This window comes from Micromonospora sp. NPDC051296, assembly GCF_040682255.1.
GTDB lineage: Bacteria > Actinomycetota > Actinomycetes > Mycobacteriales > Micromonosporaceae > Micromonospora > Micromonospora craterilacus.
In genome coordinates, this window is the sequence record NZ_JBFBAO010000002.1 from 42,440 (window position 1) to 57,274 (window position 14,835).

13 protein-coding genes are annotated in these 14,835 nt (G+C 73.5%); 4 read left to right on the forward strand and 9 right to left on the reverse strand.

From position 1 onward, the window contains the following. Positions 1–9: 9 nt before the first annotated feature. The 3 genes from AB0M52_RS00495 to AB0M52_RS00505 form a co-directional block, all read right to left on the reverse strand. Positions 10–1,962, reverse strand: a complete 1,953-nt coding sequence (locus tag AB0M52_RS00495; protein ID WP_363946806.1) for a VWA domain-containing protein — start codon at positions 1,960–1,962, stop codon at positions 10–12. Between the two features lie 2 nt (positions 1,963–1,964). Beyond that, the gene (locus AB0M52_RS00500; RefSeq protein WP_363946809.1) at positions 1,965–3,461 is read right to left on the reverse strand and encodes a sigma 54-interacting transcriptional regulator; all 1,497 of its coding nucleotides are present in this window, start codon (positions 3,459–3,461) and stop codon (positions 1,965–1,967) included. A gap of 112 nt (positions 3,462–3,573) precedes the next feature. Next, positions 3,574–4,182 (reverse strand): TetR family transcriptional regulator C-terminal domain-containing protein, encoded by a 609-nt coding sequence (locus tag AB0M52_RS00505; protein WP_363946812.1) that lies wholly within the window; start codon positions 4,180–4,182, stop codon positions 3,574–3,576. Positions 4,183–4,263: 81 nt separating this feature from the next. Between AB0M52_RS00505 and AB0M52_RS00510 the strand changes: the two genes are divergently transcribed. Then, positions 4,264–4,719, forward strand: a complete 456-nt coding sequence (locus tag AB0M52_RS00510; protein ID WP_363946816.1) for a GNAT family N-acetyltransferase — start codon at positions 4,264–4,266, stop codon at positions 4,717–4,719. A 47-nt stretch (positions 4,720–4,766) separates the two neighbouring features. On the opposite strand, the gene AB0M52_RS00515 is transcribed toward AB0M52_RS00510, so the two are convergent. From AB0M52_RS00515 to AB0M52_RS00530, 4 genes are all read right to left on the reverse strand, one after another. Further along, entirely contained in the window at positions 4,767–5,840 is a 1,074-nt protein-coding gene (locus AB0M52_RS00515) for a hypothetical protein (protein WP_363946819.1), read from the reverse strand. A 74-nt stretch (positions 5,841–5,914) separates the two neighbouring features. Next, a complete protein-coding gene (locus tag AB0M52_RS00520; protein ID WP_363946822.1) occupies positions 5,915–6,565 on the reverse strand; it encodes a response regulator transcription factor in 651 nt (216 codons plus the stop codon). Beyond that, a complete protein-coding gene (locus AB0M52_RS00525; protein ID WP_363946825.1) occupies positions 6,562–7,824 on the reverse strand; it encodes a histidine kinase in 1,263 nt (420 codons plus the stop codon). The genes AB0M52_RS00520 and AB0M52_RS00525 overlap by 4 nt, the downstream gene beginning before the upstream one ends. Positions 7,825–7,988: 164 nt before the next feature. After that, positions 7,989–8,957, reverse strand: coding sequence for an aldo/keto reductase (locus AB0M52_RS00530; RefSeq protein ID WP_363946828.1), 969 nt, complete (start codon positions 8,955–8,957; stop codon positions 7,989–7,991). 113 nt (positions 8,958–9,070) lie between these two features. Between AB0M52_RS00530 and mgrA the strand changes: the two genes are divergently transcribed. Continuing rightward, entirely contained in the window at positions 9,071–10,066 is a 996-nt protein-coding gene (gene mgrA / locus AB0M52_RS00535) for an L-glyceraldehyde 3-phosphate reductase (protein ID WP_363946832.1), read from the forward strand. A 115-nt stretch (positions 10,067–10,181) separates the two neighbouring features. Here mgrA and AB0M52_RS00540 read toward each other — a convergent pair whose 3' ends face one another. Next, a complete protein-coding gene (locus AB0M52_RS00540; protein WP_363946835.1) occupies positions 10,182–10,760 on the reverse strand; it encodes an FHA domain-containing protein in 579 nt (192 codons plus the stop codon). Beyond that, positions 10,757–12,604: a protein kinase gene (locus AB0M52_RS00545; protein ID WP_363946838.1), complete on the reverse strand. Its 1,848-nt coding sequence runs from the start codon at positions 12,602–12,604 to the stop codon at positions 10,757–10,759. Before AB0M52_RS00545 ends, AB0M52_RS00540 begins: the two co-directional genes overlap by 4 nt. Before the next feature lie 330 nt (positions 12,605–12,934). Between AB0M52_RS00545 and AB0M52_RS00550 the strand changes: the two genes are divergently transcribed. After that, positions 12,935–14,053: an alginate lyase family protein gene (locus tag AB0M52_RS00550; protein ID WP_363946841.1), complete on the forward strand. Its 1,119-nt coding sequence runs from the start codon at positions 12,935–12,937 to the stop codon at positions 14,051–14,053. Between the two features lie 56 nt (positions 14,054–14,109). After that, a partial coding sequence (locus tag AB0M52_RS00555) for a LysM peptidoglycan-binding domain-containing protein (RefSeq protein WP_363946844.1) occupies positions 14,110–14,835 on the forward strand: 726 nt, incomplete at its 3' end.

The window sequence follows — 14,835 nt, forward strand, 5'->3', positions numbered from 1 at the left end:
CGGCCGAGCCTAGCGGCGACCGCGGCGGGCGCGCAGGTAGTCGCTGACCACGTACTCACCGAGGTCGTCGGTGTCCGGCGTGAACACCCGGCCGCCGCTGCGGCGGGCCACCGCGTCGACGAACCGACGCAGCCCGGGATCGTCGCCGAGCATGAACAGGTTCAGCGTCGCCCGGTACCGGCCGAGCCGGTCCACCTCCCGGATCGTCGCCTCGATCGTCTCCGGCAACGACGGCCAGCAGAACACCGCCTCCCCGTCGTCCGGATCCAGGTGGGCGGTCGGCTCCCCGTCGGTCACCACCAGCACCACCGGCTCGGCGTCCGGGTAGCGCCGCAGGTGCCGCCCGGCCAGCTGCAACGCGTGTTGCAGGTTGGTGCCCTGGGCCAGGTCCGGCTCGACCGCGGCCAGTTCCTGCTGGGTCAACGTGGCCGCCCGCCGGCCGAACCCGATGATCTGCAGAGCGTCCTGCGGGAATCGGGTCGCCATCAGGTGGGCCAGGGCCAGCGCCGTCTGCTTCATCGGCCCCCAGCGCCCCTGCGAGATCATCGAGTACGACAGGTCGACGCAGAGCGCCACCGCCGCCGACGCCCGCCGTTCGGTCTCGACGACCTCGAAGTCCTCCACGGCCAGCTGCACCGGCACCCCCGGGCCGGCCCGACGGATCGCCCGGGTCAGCGTCCGCACCACGTCCAGCGGCTGCTCGTCGCCGTACTCCCAGGGCCGCGACGCGCCGCCGACCTCGCCGGCCGCCCCCGCCGAGCGTAGGTCGTGCCGGCCCCGCGGGCCGGCGGTCAGCTCGGCGAAGACCCGCCGCAACGCGGTACCGCCGAGCCGGCGCAGCGCCTTCGGACTCAGCGTCAGGCCCTCGGCGTCCCGGGTCACCCAGCCCTGCCGGCGCAGCTCGCGCTCCAACTCCCGCAGCCGGCGTACGTCGGCGGCGGCGTCGCGGCCCAGCGTCCGGGCCACCGCGTCGACGTCGATGTCGTCCAGGGTGGCCCCAGGATGCGCCTGGCCCAACTGGTCGAGCAGGTCGTCCAGCTCGGCCACCTCGTCCAGCGCCCCGGTCGCCTCGCCGTAGCCCAACGGCCGGCCACCCTGCATCCGCTCGCCCCGGCCCCAGGGCAGGTCCGGCCGTAACGCCCGCAGGTTCCCCTCCAGCGCGGCCAACTCCCCGGCCAGCCGGTCGCCGAGCGACTGGCGCATCAGGCCGGCGAGTTCCTCGCGCTGCCGCTCCGACAGCGAGTTCATCAGCCGCTGCCCGGCCGCCGCCCGGCGGGCCAGCAGGTCGACCAGTTCGTCGACGTCGGCCGGACGCTCCGGGAAGAACTCGCCGTGCCGGCGCATGAACTCGGCGAACGCGTCGGTGGTGTCCTCCGCGCGGGCGTGCCGGGCCAGCAGGTCGTTCAGGTCCCGCATCATCGCGGCCATCCGCTCCTGGACCGCCGGGTCGGCGGCCAGCCGCGCCGAGTCCCGCAGCCCGGCGAAGCGCTGGCCGAGCACGTCGTCGCGCAGCCCGTCGAGGATCCGCTGGAAGATCTGCCGGGCCTCGTCGCTCGCCCACTGGTAGCCGGACAGCTCCCGCACCGCCTGGGCGGTGGATCGGGGCAGGTTGTCCAGCACCGTCTCGGCGAACCGGGCCGCGTCGTCCTGGCGTCCGGCCAGCTCGTCCCGCTCGGCCGCGAGGGCCTGGTCCAGCAGGGCCCGCGCCCGGGTCACCGCGCCGTCCAGGCCGCCCCGGCGCAGCACCTCCCGCCGCAACCGGCGGGCCCGGGCAGTCAGCTCGTCCAGTCCGCCGCGGTCCTGCGGGCCCCGGCGCAGCAGGTCCCGCAGCGCCTGGCGCAGGCTGCCGCCGGCCAGCACCTCCGCGCCGACCTGGTCGACCGCGGCCTGCACTTCGTACGGCGGTGCCAGCGGGTCGGGGCCGCCGCGCCACTGCCCGTAGCGGAACCGGTTGCCGGCCATGCTCAGTCCCGGCCGCCGTAGCGGGTGCGTCCCGAGTCGGTGACGTCCTTGCCCAGCCGGCGGCTCAGGTACAGCCCCTCCAGCACGAACTCGACGGCCGCGGCCGCCTGTCCGGGGCTCGGCGCGTCGCCGAGGCCGAGCCGGTCGAGCACCTTGGCCAGGCCCGGCACCGTCCCCACCTGGCGCAGCAGCTCGGCCGCCGACACCAGTTCCCCGGTCTCGATCGCCTGCCCGTCCTCGACCAGCGCGGTGAAGCCGGAGAGGTCCAGCCCGGCGAGCCGGGCGCGGAACGTCTCGGCGGTGGCGGTACGCAGCAGGTGGCCCAGGACCTCGATCTCCCGGCCCTCCTCGCCGCTCTCGAACTCCACCTTGCCGCGCAACGTCGACGTGACCGGCACCGCGTCCCCCACTCGCGCGACAGGTGTAAGGAAGGGCCCCTTGTTAACGTCTGCGGTAGAGGAAGGGCCCCCTTTTAACGCCTCGCCGTCGAGCGAGGGCGTTTCGCCGAGCAGGCTCGACCGGCGCAGCGCGGCGGCGGCGACCGTCTCCGCGGCGGCGATGGCGAACCGGGCGGAGACACCGGAACGTGGGTCCACCGACGGCGATTCGCGCACCGCTCGGGCGAACCGGGCGAGGACCTCCAGCACGTGCTCCGGCACCTCGGCGACCAGGTCGGCCTCCTGCCGGATCAACGCCAGCTCGAGCTCCAGTTCGGTCGGGTAGTGGGTCCGGATCTCGGCGCCGAACCGGTCCTTGAGCGGGGTGATGATCCGGCCCCGGTTGGTGTAGTCCTCCGGGTTGGCGCTGGCCACCAGGAGCAGATCGAGCGGCAGCCGCAGCTGGTAGCCCCGGACCTGGATGTCCCGCTCCTCCAGCACGTTGAGCAGCGCCACCTGGATCCGCTCGGCGAGGTCCGGCAGCTCGTTGACCGCGAAAATGCCCCGGTTGGTACGCGGCACCAGGCCGAAGTGGATCGTCTCAGGGTCGCCGAGCGTACGCCCCTGGGCCAGCCGGATCGGGTCGACGTCGCCGATCAGGTCACCGACGCTGGTGTCCGGGGTGGCCAGCTTCTCGCCGTAACGCATCGAGCGGTGCAGCCAGCCGATCGGAAGGTCGTCGCCGGCCTCGGCGACCAGCGCCCGCGACGCCGGGGTGACCGGATGCAGCGGATGCTCGTTGAGCACCGACCCGGCGATCACCGGAGTCCACTCGTCCAGCAATGTCACCAGTGACCGGATCAGCCGGGTCTTTCCCTGGCCCCGCTCGCCGAGCAGCACCATGTCGTGCCCCGCGAGCAGCGCCCGCTCCACCTCGGGCAGCACCGTGTCGTCGTACCCGACGATGCCGGCGAACCGTGGCCCGCCGCCGCGCATGCGGGCCAGCAGGTTGTCGCGCAGCTCCTGCTTGACCGTGCGGTACCGGTGCCCGGCCGCCCGCAGCGCACCGAGCGTGCCGGGCAGGTCAGCGGGCGGAACCGGGTTCGCCAAGGACGCACTCACCCGCCCAACGCTAGCTCACCCCTGCGCGTCAGCCCCCCGCACCGAACGTGACCCACCGGCTGATCATGAAGGTGCCGGCTACCCAGAGATCAAGGGCCCGGCAAGCTCATGATCAACGCTTGTCGAGCGGGACCGGCCCGGGGTCGAGGCGAATGAGGGCGGCGTCGATGGCTACGCGTTGGGCTTCGTCGGGGTAGGTGTCCGGGTCGACGGCCGCGAGCGCGTTGAGCCCTTCGACGAGGGCGACCAGGCTCGTCGCGGTGGCGGCACAGTCGGCCGGGTGCCAATCCGGGCGGGCGGCGGCGACCAGGCCGCGGATCCGGTCGACGAACCGACGGTTGTAGCCACGGTGCAGGTCGGCCAGGACCGGGTCGGCCAGCGCGGCGGCGAGGAAGCCGACCCACACCCGGGCCTCCTCCCGCTTCTCCTCGGTCGGCGAGGCGGCCTGCAACAGCACCGCCCGTAGCGCCGCGATCGGCGTTTCGGCACCGGCCTGGGCGGCGTCGGCGCGCTGGCCGGTGCGCCGGTGCAGCAGCTCGCGGGCGTGCACCAGCAGGGCCTGTTTGTCGGCGAAGGTGTGCAGCACCATCCCGGTGGTGCAGCCGGCCGCCTCCGCGACCGCGCGCAGTGTGAGCCCGGGCAGGCCGCGCTCGGCCAGCACCGACCAGGTCGCCGCCGACAGGCGTCGTTGCTGGTCGGCCAGGTCACGCCGTCTGGCCATCGGTCCCCTTCCGTGAGCCCATACCGTAGCGTACGTTACGGTAACAGTTGTTACGGCAAGCCGCGACGGAAGGGAGGCGCGATGCTCTCCATCGACCACGAGCCGTGGGAGTCGACCGACGCCGCGCGGCTGCGCGCCGCACAACGGGCCGAACTCGACGCCCGGTACGGCAACGACGACCACGAGCCGGGCACGCCGCCCACCGCCGAGACCGTCAGCGTCTTCCTGGTCGCCCGGAACGGCGACGGCACCGCCGTGGGCTGCGGCGGCCTGCGCTTCCTCCGGTCCGGCACCGCCGAGATCAAACGGATGTACGTCACCCCGCCCGCCCGCGGCACCGGCGTGGCGACCGCCATCCTGCACGCCCTGGAGAAGGCCGCCCGCGACGCCGGCGTACGCACCCTGCTGCTGGAGACCGGCACCGCCCAACCCGACGCGATGCGCTTCTACGAACGCGAGGGCTACCGGCGCATCGACAACTTCGGCCCGTACCGGGCTGAGCCACTCTCCGTCTGCTACGCCCGCGACCTGCCCTGACTGGCCCGGCCGGCCCGACCCCCGTGCGGGCCGGCCGGGCCAGCGGCTCATTCCCGGCCGCAGCGACCGCACGCACCCCGCCTGCGCAGGTGGTACGCGTACGCCGCCGCGCCGAGCGCCAGCCCCCAGAGGGGGAAGAACAGGATCGGGGCGGCAGCCATGCTGAGCCCGCCGGCCAACGCCCAGAAGTTCGGGCTGCCCAGGTAGCCCATGCTGGCCGCCAGCACCGCGACCGCCACCACGGCCGCCGGCACCACGGCCAGCCGCACCGGCACTCGCCGCCCGGCCAGGCCCACCATCCAACGCGGGAACCGCTCGCCCCAGCGCTGGACCAGGCCGAGGGTGAGGATCGCCCCGACCATCGCGAACGCGCCCAACCCCGCGCCGGCCCACACCGCGCCGGTGTCCCGCAGCTCGGCGAGCATGCCTGCGGAGATCCCGAACGGGATGCCGGCCGCCCACGCGAGCCGGGTCAGGGCGTAGCAGGCCGGTACGGCCACCGCCACGTACCCGGCCCACCGGCCCCAGCGGGCCGCGGACGCCGGGGCCGTCCAGCCCGCGTCGTCCCCGCCTGCCCGGCCGCATCGGGCACAGGCACCGACGGTACGGCGCTGCCAGGCCAGCACGACAACCCCGAGCAGCAGCCCGCCGAACATCGCCGCGGCCTTCACGAACAGGGCCCAGGTGAACACGTCGGCGTAGTCCACGTCCGGCCAGCCGAACGGCGCGCCGAGCAGCAGGATCGGGGCGTACCCGAGAAGGACGAGCACCCACGCGTCCGGCACCACGACGGCGAGCACGAAGGCCACCGCCCAGCCGAGGCTGAGCAGCGGCACCCGCCAGCGGACGGCAGGGCCGGCGGTGGGACGGCTCATCACCAGCGCCGCCACCGCCGCCGCGAGCAGCAGCACGGCGAACAACGGTGGCCCGAGTCCGACCGGAATCAGCCGGAGCAGGGTCGTCCCGCTACCACCCGGATTGTTGGCGCCGAGCGGGTAGCCCGCGCCGGTGAACGTGGCGAGCAGGGCGAGGACGCCCCAGAGACCGAGCCAGCCGGCGGCGAGCAGGGCGAGCCGACCCGGCCGGGTGGCGGTCGGTGTGGGTACGGTCCGCGTCGTCATGCCGTAAGCCTCGGCCCGCTGGGCCGGGGAAACCTCCCGCCGGCCGGGGAATCCGCTCCCCCACGCGGGGGAGGTCAGCCGGCGGGGACCACGAACCCCGACTCGTACGCGGCGATCACCGCCTGGGTCCGGTCTCGCACCCCGAGCTTGGCCAGCACGTTGCCGACGTGCGTCTTCACCGTCTCGACCCCGACCACCAGCCGGACCGCGATCTCCGGATTGGACAGTCCGGCGGCCATCAACCGCAGTACCTCCGCCTCCCGCTCGGTGAGTCGGGCCGCCCGCAGCCCATCGGCGCCCCGCCGCCCGTGGGCCCCGACGAGCCGGCGGATCGCGGCCGGGAACAGCAGTGACTCCCCGCGCGCCACCACCCGTACCGCCTCCACCACCTCGGCCGGCCGGGCCCGCTTGAGCAGGAAGCCACTGGCCCCGACGCGCAGCGCGTCGTAGACGTACTCGTCGTTGGCGAAGGTGGTGATGACCAGCACCCGGGGCGGCTCGGCGGAGGTGGCCAGCAACTGCCGGGTGGCCTGGATGCCGTCGATCCCCGGCATCCGCACGTCCATCAGGACCACCTGCGGCCGGTGCCGGGCGACCAGCGGCGGCACCTCGGCGCCGTCGGCGGCCTCGGCGACCACCCGCAGGTCCGGCTGGGCGTCGAGGATCGCCCGCAACCCGACCCGGATCAGTTCGTCGTCGTCGACGATCAACACGTCGGTGCTCATCCGGCCGCCCCGATCGGCAGCCGCACCCGCACCCGCCACCGGTCCTGGTCCGGGCCGGCGGTCATCCCGCCGCCGAGCAGCAGCACCCGCTCCCGCATACCGACCAGCCCCCGCCCGCCGCCCGCCCCCGGCACGTCACCCAACCCCGCCGCGCCGCCCGACCTCGGACCGGGCTGGTCGTTGACCAGCTCGATCTCCAACCCGTCGGGCCGTACGTCGACCCGCAGCGCGACCGACCCACGGCCGTGCCGCGCGGCGTTGGTCAACCCCTCCTGGAGGATCCGGTAGCCCTCCCGCGAGACCGCCGGCGGCACCCCGTCCAGCGCCCCGCGCACCCGGCTGCGTACCGGTTGGCCGGCCGCCCGGGTGTCGGCGACCAGTGCGGGCAGGTCGGCCAGGGTCCGTTGCGGACCGGTGGACGACGCCCCGGTCTCCCGCAGCAGCCCGAGCACATGGTCGAGATCGTCCATCGCCCGCCGGCCGGTCTCCTCGATGGCGGTCAACGCCCGGCGGACGAACTCCGGGTCGCGGTCGAGCACCTCGCGGGCGGCGCCGGCCTGGAGGGTGGCGACGGTCAGCGCGTGGCCGACCGAGTCGTGCAGTTCCCGGGCCAGCCGGTTGCGTTCCGCCAGCCGCGTCGCCCGCACCTCCAGTGCGGCGATCCGCTCGGCCGGCGCGGGGCCGAGCAGCACCGGGGCCATCGACGCGGCCAGCGCACCCAGCCCGGCAACGGCGTAGCCGAGGGCGACCAGGACGAGCACGCCGATGGCCGACAGCCAACCGGTGTCCCGCCCGTCGAACGGACCGAACCGCTGCTCGCCGGCGAACCCGACGTCGAGGCCGGCCTGCGCGACGATGAAGGCCAGCGCCATCGGCACCGCGCTGAACAGGGCCCCCACCACCAGCGCGCCGCTGGACAGATGCAGCCCGATCCAGAGTGCGGCACGCAGCCGGGTCTCCCGGTCGAGCCGGCGGCCCGGCACCGGCTCGGGCAGGCCGACCCCGAGCAGGCCGCGTACGGCGGCGATCTCCAGCGCCCGGCTGCCGCCATGGAAGATCGGCACGACGGCGATGGCGGTCGCCAGCACCAGCAGCGCGAGCACCAGCGGCCGGGGTGCCTCGGGGTTGCCGAACAACTGCGCGAAGGCCACCACGAGCACCCCGTACGGCAGCGCGAGCACCCCGCCGAGCAGCAGGAAGACGCCTTGCCGCCAGGTGCTGCCGGCGACCAGCGGACGCAGCGCCGTGCGAGGATTCATCGCCCCATGATGCCGCCGCCCCACCCGCACCACCTCCCCCACCACGGGGAGACACCTCGCGCGCTGCGCCCTGATCGTCTGCGGTTCAGTGACCCGACACGCCGGGGCGGGGGTCACCGGAGTGCAGACGATCAAGGCCGGGTGGCTCCGGCGCGCGCGCCGGGTCAGCGGCCGGCGCGGGCCTTGATCAGGCGGGGCACCGCGGCCAGCCCGGTTACCGGGCGGAACGCCCGCGCCGCGTTGACCAGCGCGGCGTACTCGTCCTCGGTCAGGTCGATCTCCGCGGCGGCGGCGTTGCGTTCCATCTGCTCCACGCTGGACGCGCCCGGGATGGCCACCACGTTCGGGTGGCGCAGCACGTACGCCAGGGCGATCTGGCTCGGCGTGGCGTCGTGCGCGGCGGCCACCTGGCGAAGCGTCTCGATCAGCGCCGTGCCGCGCTCCAGGTTCTCCGGCAGGAAGTACGGGTTGGCGCGGCGCACCGCGCCGACCGGCGGATGGTGTGCGTCGTACCGCCCGGAGAGGAACCCCTGCGCCAGCGGGCTGTACGCGATGACCAGCCGCCCGGCCTGCTCCGCGTACGGCAGCAGATCCTCCTCCGGCTTGCGGTCCAGCATGCTGTAGCGGACCTGGTTGCTCAGCACCCGCCGGCCCAACGCGGCCTCGGCGACCTGCCAGCGGCGCAGGCTGTAGTTGCTCACCCCAACCTCACCGACCAGCCCGACATCCTGCAACGCGCGCATGCCCCGCATGGTCGTCTGGTCGGCGACCACCGGGTTGTGATGGTGCAGCTGGTAGAGGTCGATGCTGGTGACGCCGAGCCGGGCCGCCGAGGCGACCGCCCGCTGCTGCACCACCGACGCGACCGGCAGCACCGGAAAGATCTTGGTGGCCACGGTCACCTTGTCGCGGTCGCCGGCCAGGGCCGCGCCGAGGATCCGTTCGCTGCGGCCGAAGCCGTACAGCTCTGCGGTGTCGAAGAGGGTGACGCCCAGCTCGACGGCGCGCCGGACGATGTCCGCCGCCAGCCGTTCGTAGTCGGGGCCGTAGCCCCACTCCCGTGAGCCGAACTGCCAGGTACCGAGACCGATCTTGGACAGGGGTTTCGGGGTGTCGAGCCGCACGTAGCGCATGGCTCCGACCGTACCCGGAGCAGAGCACGACGGCCGCCGATCCGCCCCGACCCGACGCCCGCCTCAGGTCCGGCGGCGTGCGGGTGTCACGCGGCCGACCCCGGACTATGGTCATGATCGTGACCTACCTCCCCGCCGACACACGCTACGACCAGATGACCTACCGGCGCAGTGGAGCCAGCGGGCTGCGCCTGCCGGCGATCTCGCTCGGCCTGTGGCACAACTTCGGGCCGGACCGCCCCTTCGAGCGCCAGCGGGACATCGTCCGGCGCGCCTTCGACCTCGGCGTCACCCACTTCGACCTGGCCAACAACTACGGCCCGCCGCCCGGCGCCGCCGAGGAGAACTTCGGCCGGATGCTCGCCGGCGACCTCAAGCCGTACCGCGACGAACTGGTCATCTCCAGCAAGGCCGGCTACCTGATGTGGCCCGGCCCGTACGGCGAGTGGGGCTCCCGCAAGTACCTCGTCTCCTCGCTCGACCAGTCGCTGCGCCGCCTCGGCCTGGACTTCGTCGACATCTTCTACAGCCACCGGTACGACCCGGACACCCCGCTGGAGGAGACGATGGCCGCCCTGGACGCCATCGTCCGCTCCGGCAAGGCGCTCTACGTCGGCATCTCCAACTACAACTCCGAGCAGAGCCAGCGGGCCGCGGCGATCCTGCGCGACCTGGGTACGCCACTGCTGATCAACCAGCCGTCGTACTCGATGTTCAACCGCTGGACCGAGGAGGACGGCCTGCTGGACACGCTGGAGCGGGTCGGCGCGGGCTGCATCGTGTACAGCCCGCTGGCGCAGGGGCTGCTCACCGACCGCTACCTCGACGGCATCCCGGCCGACTCCCGGGTCCGCACCAGCGTCTTTCTGAACGAGAGCGACGTGAGTCCACAACGGCTGGCCACCATCCGTGGCCTGGGCGAGATCGCCCGACGTCGCGGCCAGTCCCTCGCGCAGCTCGCGCTCGCCTGGGCGCTGCGCGACCCCCGGATGACCAGCCTCATCATCGGCGCCAGCAGCGTGCCGCAACTGGAGGCGAACATCGCCGCACTGGACAACCTCGACCTGACCATCGAAGAACTGGCCGAGATCGAAACCCAGTTGAGCTGACCAACACCAGAATCGCCCACTCCGCTGGCTGCTGCACGTCCGCCCGTGCGGCAGCCCGCCCGCGTCTGCCGACCCGTGACGCCCTCCGAAGGGCGAGACTTCACCGCCGACCGTTTCAGCCCCGGCGGACGGCCTCCCCGGCCAGCCGGGACCGCCGCCGGTCGTCGTTGCCGGTCAGGCCGAACTTGTCGTACAGCCGGGAGAGGTGCTTCTTCACCGCACTCTCGGTGATGTGCAGCTCGGCGGCGATCGCCCGCACCGTGGGCGGCTCGGGGAAGGGCGTCCCGCCCGCCAGGTACGGCCGGCAGAGCACCGCCATCACCTCCTGCTCACGGGGGGTCAGCGCCGGCGGCGGGGGCGGTGGCTCCACCCCGACGGTGTGCGTACCGTTCGATCCGGCCGGCGCGTGGAACACCAGCCGGGCCGGCCCGATCTCGACCCGGTCCCCGTCCCGCAGCACCTGCGCCGGACGGACCGGGTAGCCGTTGACCGTGGTGCCGTTCGTGCTGCCCAGGTCCCGGATGGACCAGCCGGCGGGGAATCGCTCGACCACGGCGTGCAGCCGGGACACCAGCTTGCTGTCGATGGTCACCTCGTTGCCCGGCGCCCGGCCGATGGTGAGCGCGTCCGCAGCCAGCGGCACCAGGCGCACCGGCCCGGCCAGGTGGACCTCGAAGTACCCGCCCACGCTCACCCGCAGTACGGCTCGGTGGTCGCCGTCATCGACTCGCCGGTGAGCCGGTGCGTCACGGTGGCCGTCGCCACCGTGCAGCCGCCGTCGGCGGTGAGCGGCACCGTCCACAGCTCATGCGGCTGCCCCTGCGCCCGCTGCCGCGCCCCGCTGCCCCCGGGAGCCGGGCGGACCACCAGGTCGATGAGCCAGGTACCGCCACCGGGCATCGCGGTGTCCCGGTACTGCTTCCACACCCAGGCGTACGCCATCGCCGCCTGGCAGGTCGGCGACCAGTACTGCTTCACCGACAGCCCGCGCAGGCCGCCCGCATGCCCGTAGGCGGACGGCCCGACCTGGAAGGCGTCGTCGTAGCAGCGGCCCGGCGGTGCGTCGTCCCGGCTGGCCGGGCGGAGCCGACCGGTGCCCACCACCCGCACGGTCAGCGGTGCCGTACGGTCGGCCACGGTCACCGCGAGCAGCGGCGTCCGCGCTCCCGGCCCCTGCGGGGTGAAGACCACCCGCACCTCACATCGCTGCCCGGGGGCCAGCTCGCGCGCGGTGCAGCCCTCGCCGGTGATCTCCAGATCGCCGCCGTGCGGGCCGGCCGGTGCCACCCCGGTCAGCCGGACCTCCCGGCCTCCGGCGTTGCGGACGGTCACCGCGTGCTCGTCCGAGGCGGCGTGGACCTCGTGCTCCCCCACCGCCAACTCCATCGGTACCGCCACCTCGCCGGCCGGGGGCGTGGCCGCCGACCCGGCCGCGACCAGCACCGAGACCCCGGCGACCAGCGCGCCGACGGCCCGGCCCACCACTCGCCCGGGTACCCGCGTCTTTCGGGCGATGGTGGCGCTGAGGTCCGGGGCGAGGGCGGCCCGGCGCGCGGTCAGCGAGAAGCGGGGTCGGGCCGGCTCCCCCACCGTCACCGCCCCGGTTTCCGCGCCGAGCACGAAGGGTGTCGCCGGTTGACCCGCCGCCCGCTGTGCCTGCCGCAACTCCTCGGCGAAGGCCGCCACGGTCGGCTGCCGCCGGGCCGCGTCCTTCGCCATGGCTCGCTCCAGAGCCACACACACCGCTTCGGGCACGCCGTCGGGGCGCAGGTCGGGTACGGGGTCGGCGGCGATCCGCCGCAGCAGGTCGGCCTCGGAGTCGCCGGCGAACGCCGGCGTGCCGCGGATCCAGTGCAGCACCGTCGAGGCGAGGGCGTAGACGTCCGACGTCACCGAGGCCGGCTCACCGCGCAACACCTCCGGTGCGGCGTGCGGCACGCTCGCGGTGACCCGGCGCCGGCCCGCTTCGGGCACCTCCGCGCGTGATCGGGCCAGGCCGAAGTCGGCCAGCTTCGGCTCGCCGTACCGCGAGATGAGGATGTTGCCGGGCTTCACGTCGCGGTGCAGCACGCCGGCCCGGTGCGCGGTCTCCAGGGCACCGGCCACCGCGATCCCGCCGGCCACCGCCGCCACCCACGGCGGCTCCGCGACCTCCGCGCCGGACCCGGTCGCCGCGCCCTGCGCGGCCAGCCGGTCCGCCAGCGAGCCGCCCTCCTCGTACGCCATGAGCAGGTACGGGTTGCCGGCCGCGGTCCGGCCGGCCTGGTGCAGCGTGACGATGTGCGGATGGTCCGACAGCCGGCCCAGCGTCTTCAGCTCCCGCTCGAAGCGGGCCCGGGACGGGCCGTGCCAGTCGGCCGCGAGCACCTTGACCGCGACCCAGCGGTGGAAATCCGGCTGCCAGGCCCGGTAGACGATCCCGAAGCCGCCCCGGCCGACCTCCACCGCGTCGGTGCATCCCGCGACGCCGAGGTCCATCCCTGGACCGCCGGCGGCCTCCCCGGGGCGGTGGCGCGCCGCCTTCTCAATGTGGCCCATCGCCGACCATTATGACCAAGAGGTACGTCGACACCCCGACGCGCTGGCACCGCGACGGCCGGTGACCCGGCGGGCCCCCCTTCCGCCCGCCGGGCCGGGCACCTCAGCTCTCGCTGGCTGCTGCGAATCAGGCCCCATTCAGGGAACCCCCGTTGCGCGGGCGCCGGTAGGTGGCGAACCGGGGAGCTTTTCCTCCCAACTCTGGATCGCGCCCCGACTCGGGACCTAACGTTTGGGCCGCCCCGCAAGAAGCTCCATTGCGTATTGACGGTGCTGCATTGTGCCCAGAAACCGTCGACGCGGCGGTCTTCCCTGCCCGAAGGAATGGTCATGTCATCTGATCCGGTCACGACAAAATCCAGCCGAAGGTCGTTTCTCCGCAATGCCGCGATCGTCGGCGCCGGGGTGAGCGCCGCCAGCCTGCTGGGGTCGTTGGCAGCGCCGCAGGCGCGTGCCGCAGCCGCCGCGTACGCGCACCCGGGCCTGCTGCACGCCAGTGCGGGTCTCGCGGCGCTGCGGACCAGAACCAGCGCGACGACCGGCCCCTGGGCGGCCGGCTGGAACGCGGTCAAGGCAGACGCGCGCTCCCAGACAGGCTGGTCGGCGCGGCCGGTGGCCGCCCTGAACACCGGTGGCGCCGGCGCGAACCACAGCCAACTGCTCGACGACGCGCACACCGCCTACCAGAACGCGTTGTTGTGGCAGTTGACCGGAAACACCGCTCACGCGAACACCGCCCGCGACATCCTCAACGCCTGGTCGCAGACGCTGACGTCGATCTCCGGTGAGCCGGAGATCGGGCAGACGGCTGGCATTTACGGATTCGTGCTGGCGAACGCCGCGGAGATGGTCCGGGACCACGCGGGCTTCGACGTGGCGCGTTTCGGCACGATGCTGACGAGCGTCCTCTACCCGGCGAGCGACGCGTACCTGGCCGCTCCGCTCGACTCCTGCACGCCCCGGTACGCCACGAACTGGGAACTGTCGCACATCGCCTCGGTGCTGGCGATCGGGATCTTCTGCGACGACACCGCCAAGGTCGACCGGGCGACCGCGCTCATCACCGACACCCCCCGGATCATGAACCTTGTCCCGTACGTGTGGGACGGCGGCCACTCCGACCGGTACTCGGTCACCGGGCTCGGTCTGCTCGCGGTCATCTGCGAGATGGCCTGGAGCCAGGGCCGGGACCTCTACGCGAGCCACGGCAACCGCCTGCTCGCGGCCAGCGAGGACGTCGCGCGGTTCGAGCTCGAACCGTCGGAGACGCCGACCCTCGGCACCTGGGGCACCTCGGCGACCAGCCCGGCATGGGCGATCATCCACGACCACTATGTGACGCGTCGGGGCCTGTCCGCGCCCAACACGGCCACGCTCGCCGACCGGGCGCGGGCCGAAGGCGGCGGCTTCGACCAACTCGGGCTCGGCGCGTTCGCCTACACCCTGTAGCCGCTGGTCACCCATTTCACGAATCCGCCAGTCATTCGACAGAAAGAAACGCTGCGATGAAATTCGTCACCAGAGCCGAGTGGGGTGCCCGTCCGCGCGGGGAGAACGACGACCCGCCGATCACGTCCAACCGGGGCGTCAAGATTCACTGGGTCGGTTCGCTCTATCCGATCGAGTGGTTCCACTCGCAGTGCGCCGGGGGCGTGCGGGGAATTCAGCGCGACCACCAGCAGGGCAACGGGTGGTCGGACATCGGCTACAGCCTGGCGGTCTGCCGGCACGGGTATGTCTTCGAGGGCCGGGGCAGGAATCGCCAGTGCGCCGCGAACGGCAATTCCACCCTGAACCGCAACCACTACGCGATCCTCGCGATGACCGGCACCGGGCGCTCCTTCTGGGGCACGTCCGGAGGGGGCATCTGGGACACCGCCCCCACCGCGGAGATGAAGCAGGGCATTCGCGACGCCATCACCTACCTTCGGCACTACGGCGGCGCCGGCACGGAGATCCTCGGCCACCGGGACGGCTACAGCACGGAGTGCCCCGGCGGGGACCTGTGGGCGATGACCCGCGACGGCACCTTCGAGCCCGGCGCCAGCGGACCGGTCGAGTACATCACCGTGCCCGGTGACACGCTGGGCTCGGTCGCCCGCAAGTTCAACGTCCCATGGGGAGCGCTGGCCGCGGAGAACGGCCTGCCGATGGTCGTGCTCGAGGGCTACGCGTTCGCGATCGGCACCCGCCTGACGATCCCGAACCGGGGCTCGAGCCTGGATCCCCAG

Bases quoted from the DNA above. Each gene is read 5' to 3' on its own strand.
- AB0M52_RS00530 (WP_363946828.1), bottom strand. From the start codon at position 8,957: ATGCGCTACGTGCGGCTCGACACCCCGAAACCCCTGTCCAAGATCGGT.
- mgrA (WP_363946832.1), top strand. From the start codon at position 9,071: ATGATCGTGACCTACCTCCCCGCCGACACACGCTACGACCAGATGACC.
- AB0M52_RS00495 (WP_363946806.1), bottom strand. From the start codon at position 1,962: ATGGCCGGCAACCGGTTCCGCTACGGGCAGTGGCGCGGCGGCCCCGAC.
- AB0M52_RS00520 (WP_363946822.1), bottom strand. From the start codon at position 6,565: ATGAGCACCGACGTGTTGATCGTCGACGACGACGAACTGATCCGGGTC.
- AB0M52_RS00525 (WP_363946825.1), bottom strand. From the start codon at position 7,824: ATGAATCCTCGCACGGCGCTGCGTCCGCTGGTCGCCGGCAGCACCTGG.
- AB0M52_RS00515 (WP_363946819.1), bottom strand. From the start codon at position 5,840: ATGACGACGCGGACCGTACCCACACCGACCGCCACCCGGCCGGGTCGG.
- AB0M52_RS00545 (WP_363946838.1), bottom strand. From the start codon at position 12,604: ATGGGCCACATTGAGAAGGCGGCGCGCCACCGCCCCGGGGAGGCCGCC.
- AB0M52_RS00505 (WP_363946812.1), bottom strand. From the start codon at position 4,182: ATGGCCAGACGGCGTGACCTGGCCGACCAGCAACGACGCCTGTCGGCG.
- AB0M52_RS00550 (WP_363946841.1), top strand. From the start codon at position 12,935: ATGTCATCTGATCCGGTCACGACAAAATCCAGCCGAAGGTCGTTTCTC.
- AB0M52_RS00510 (WP_363946816.1), top strand. From the start codon at position 4,264: ATGCTCTCCATCGACCACGAGCCGTGGGAGTCGACCGACGCCGCGCGG.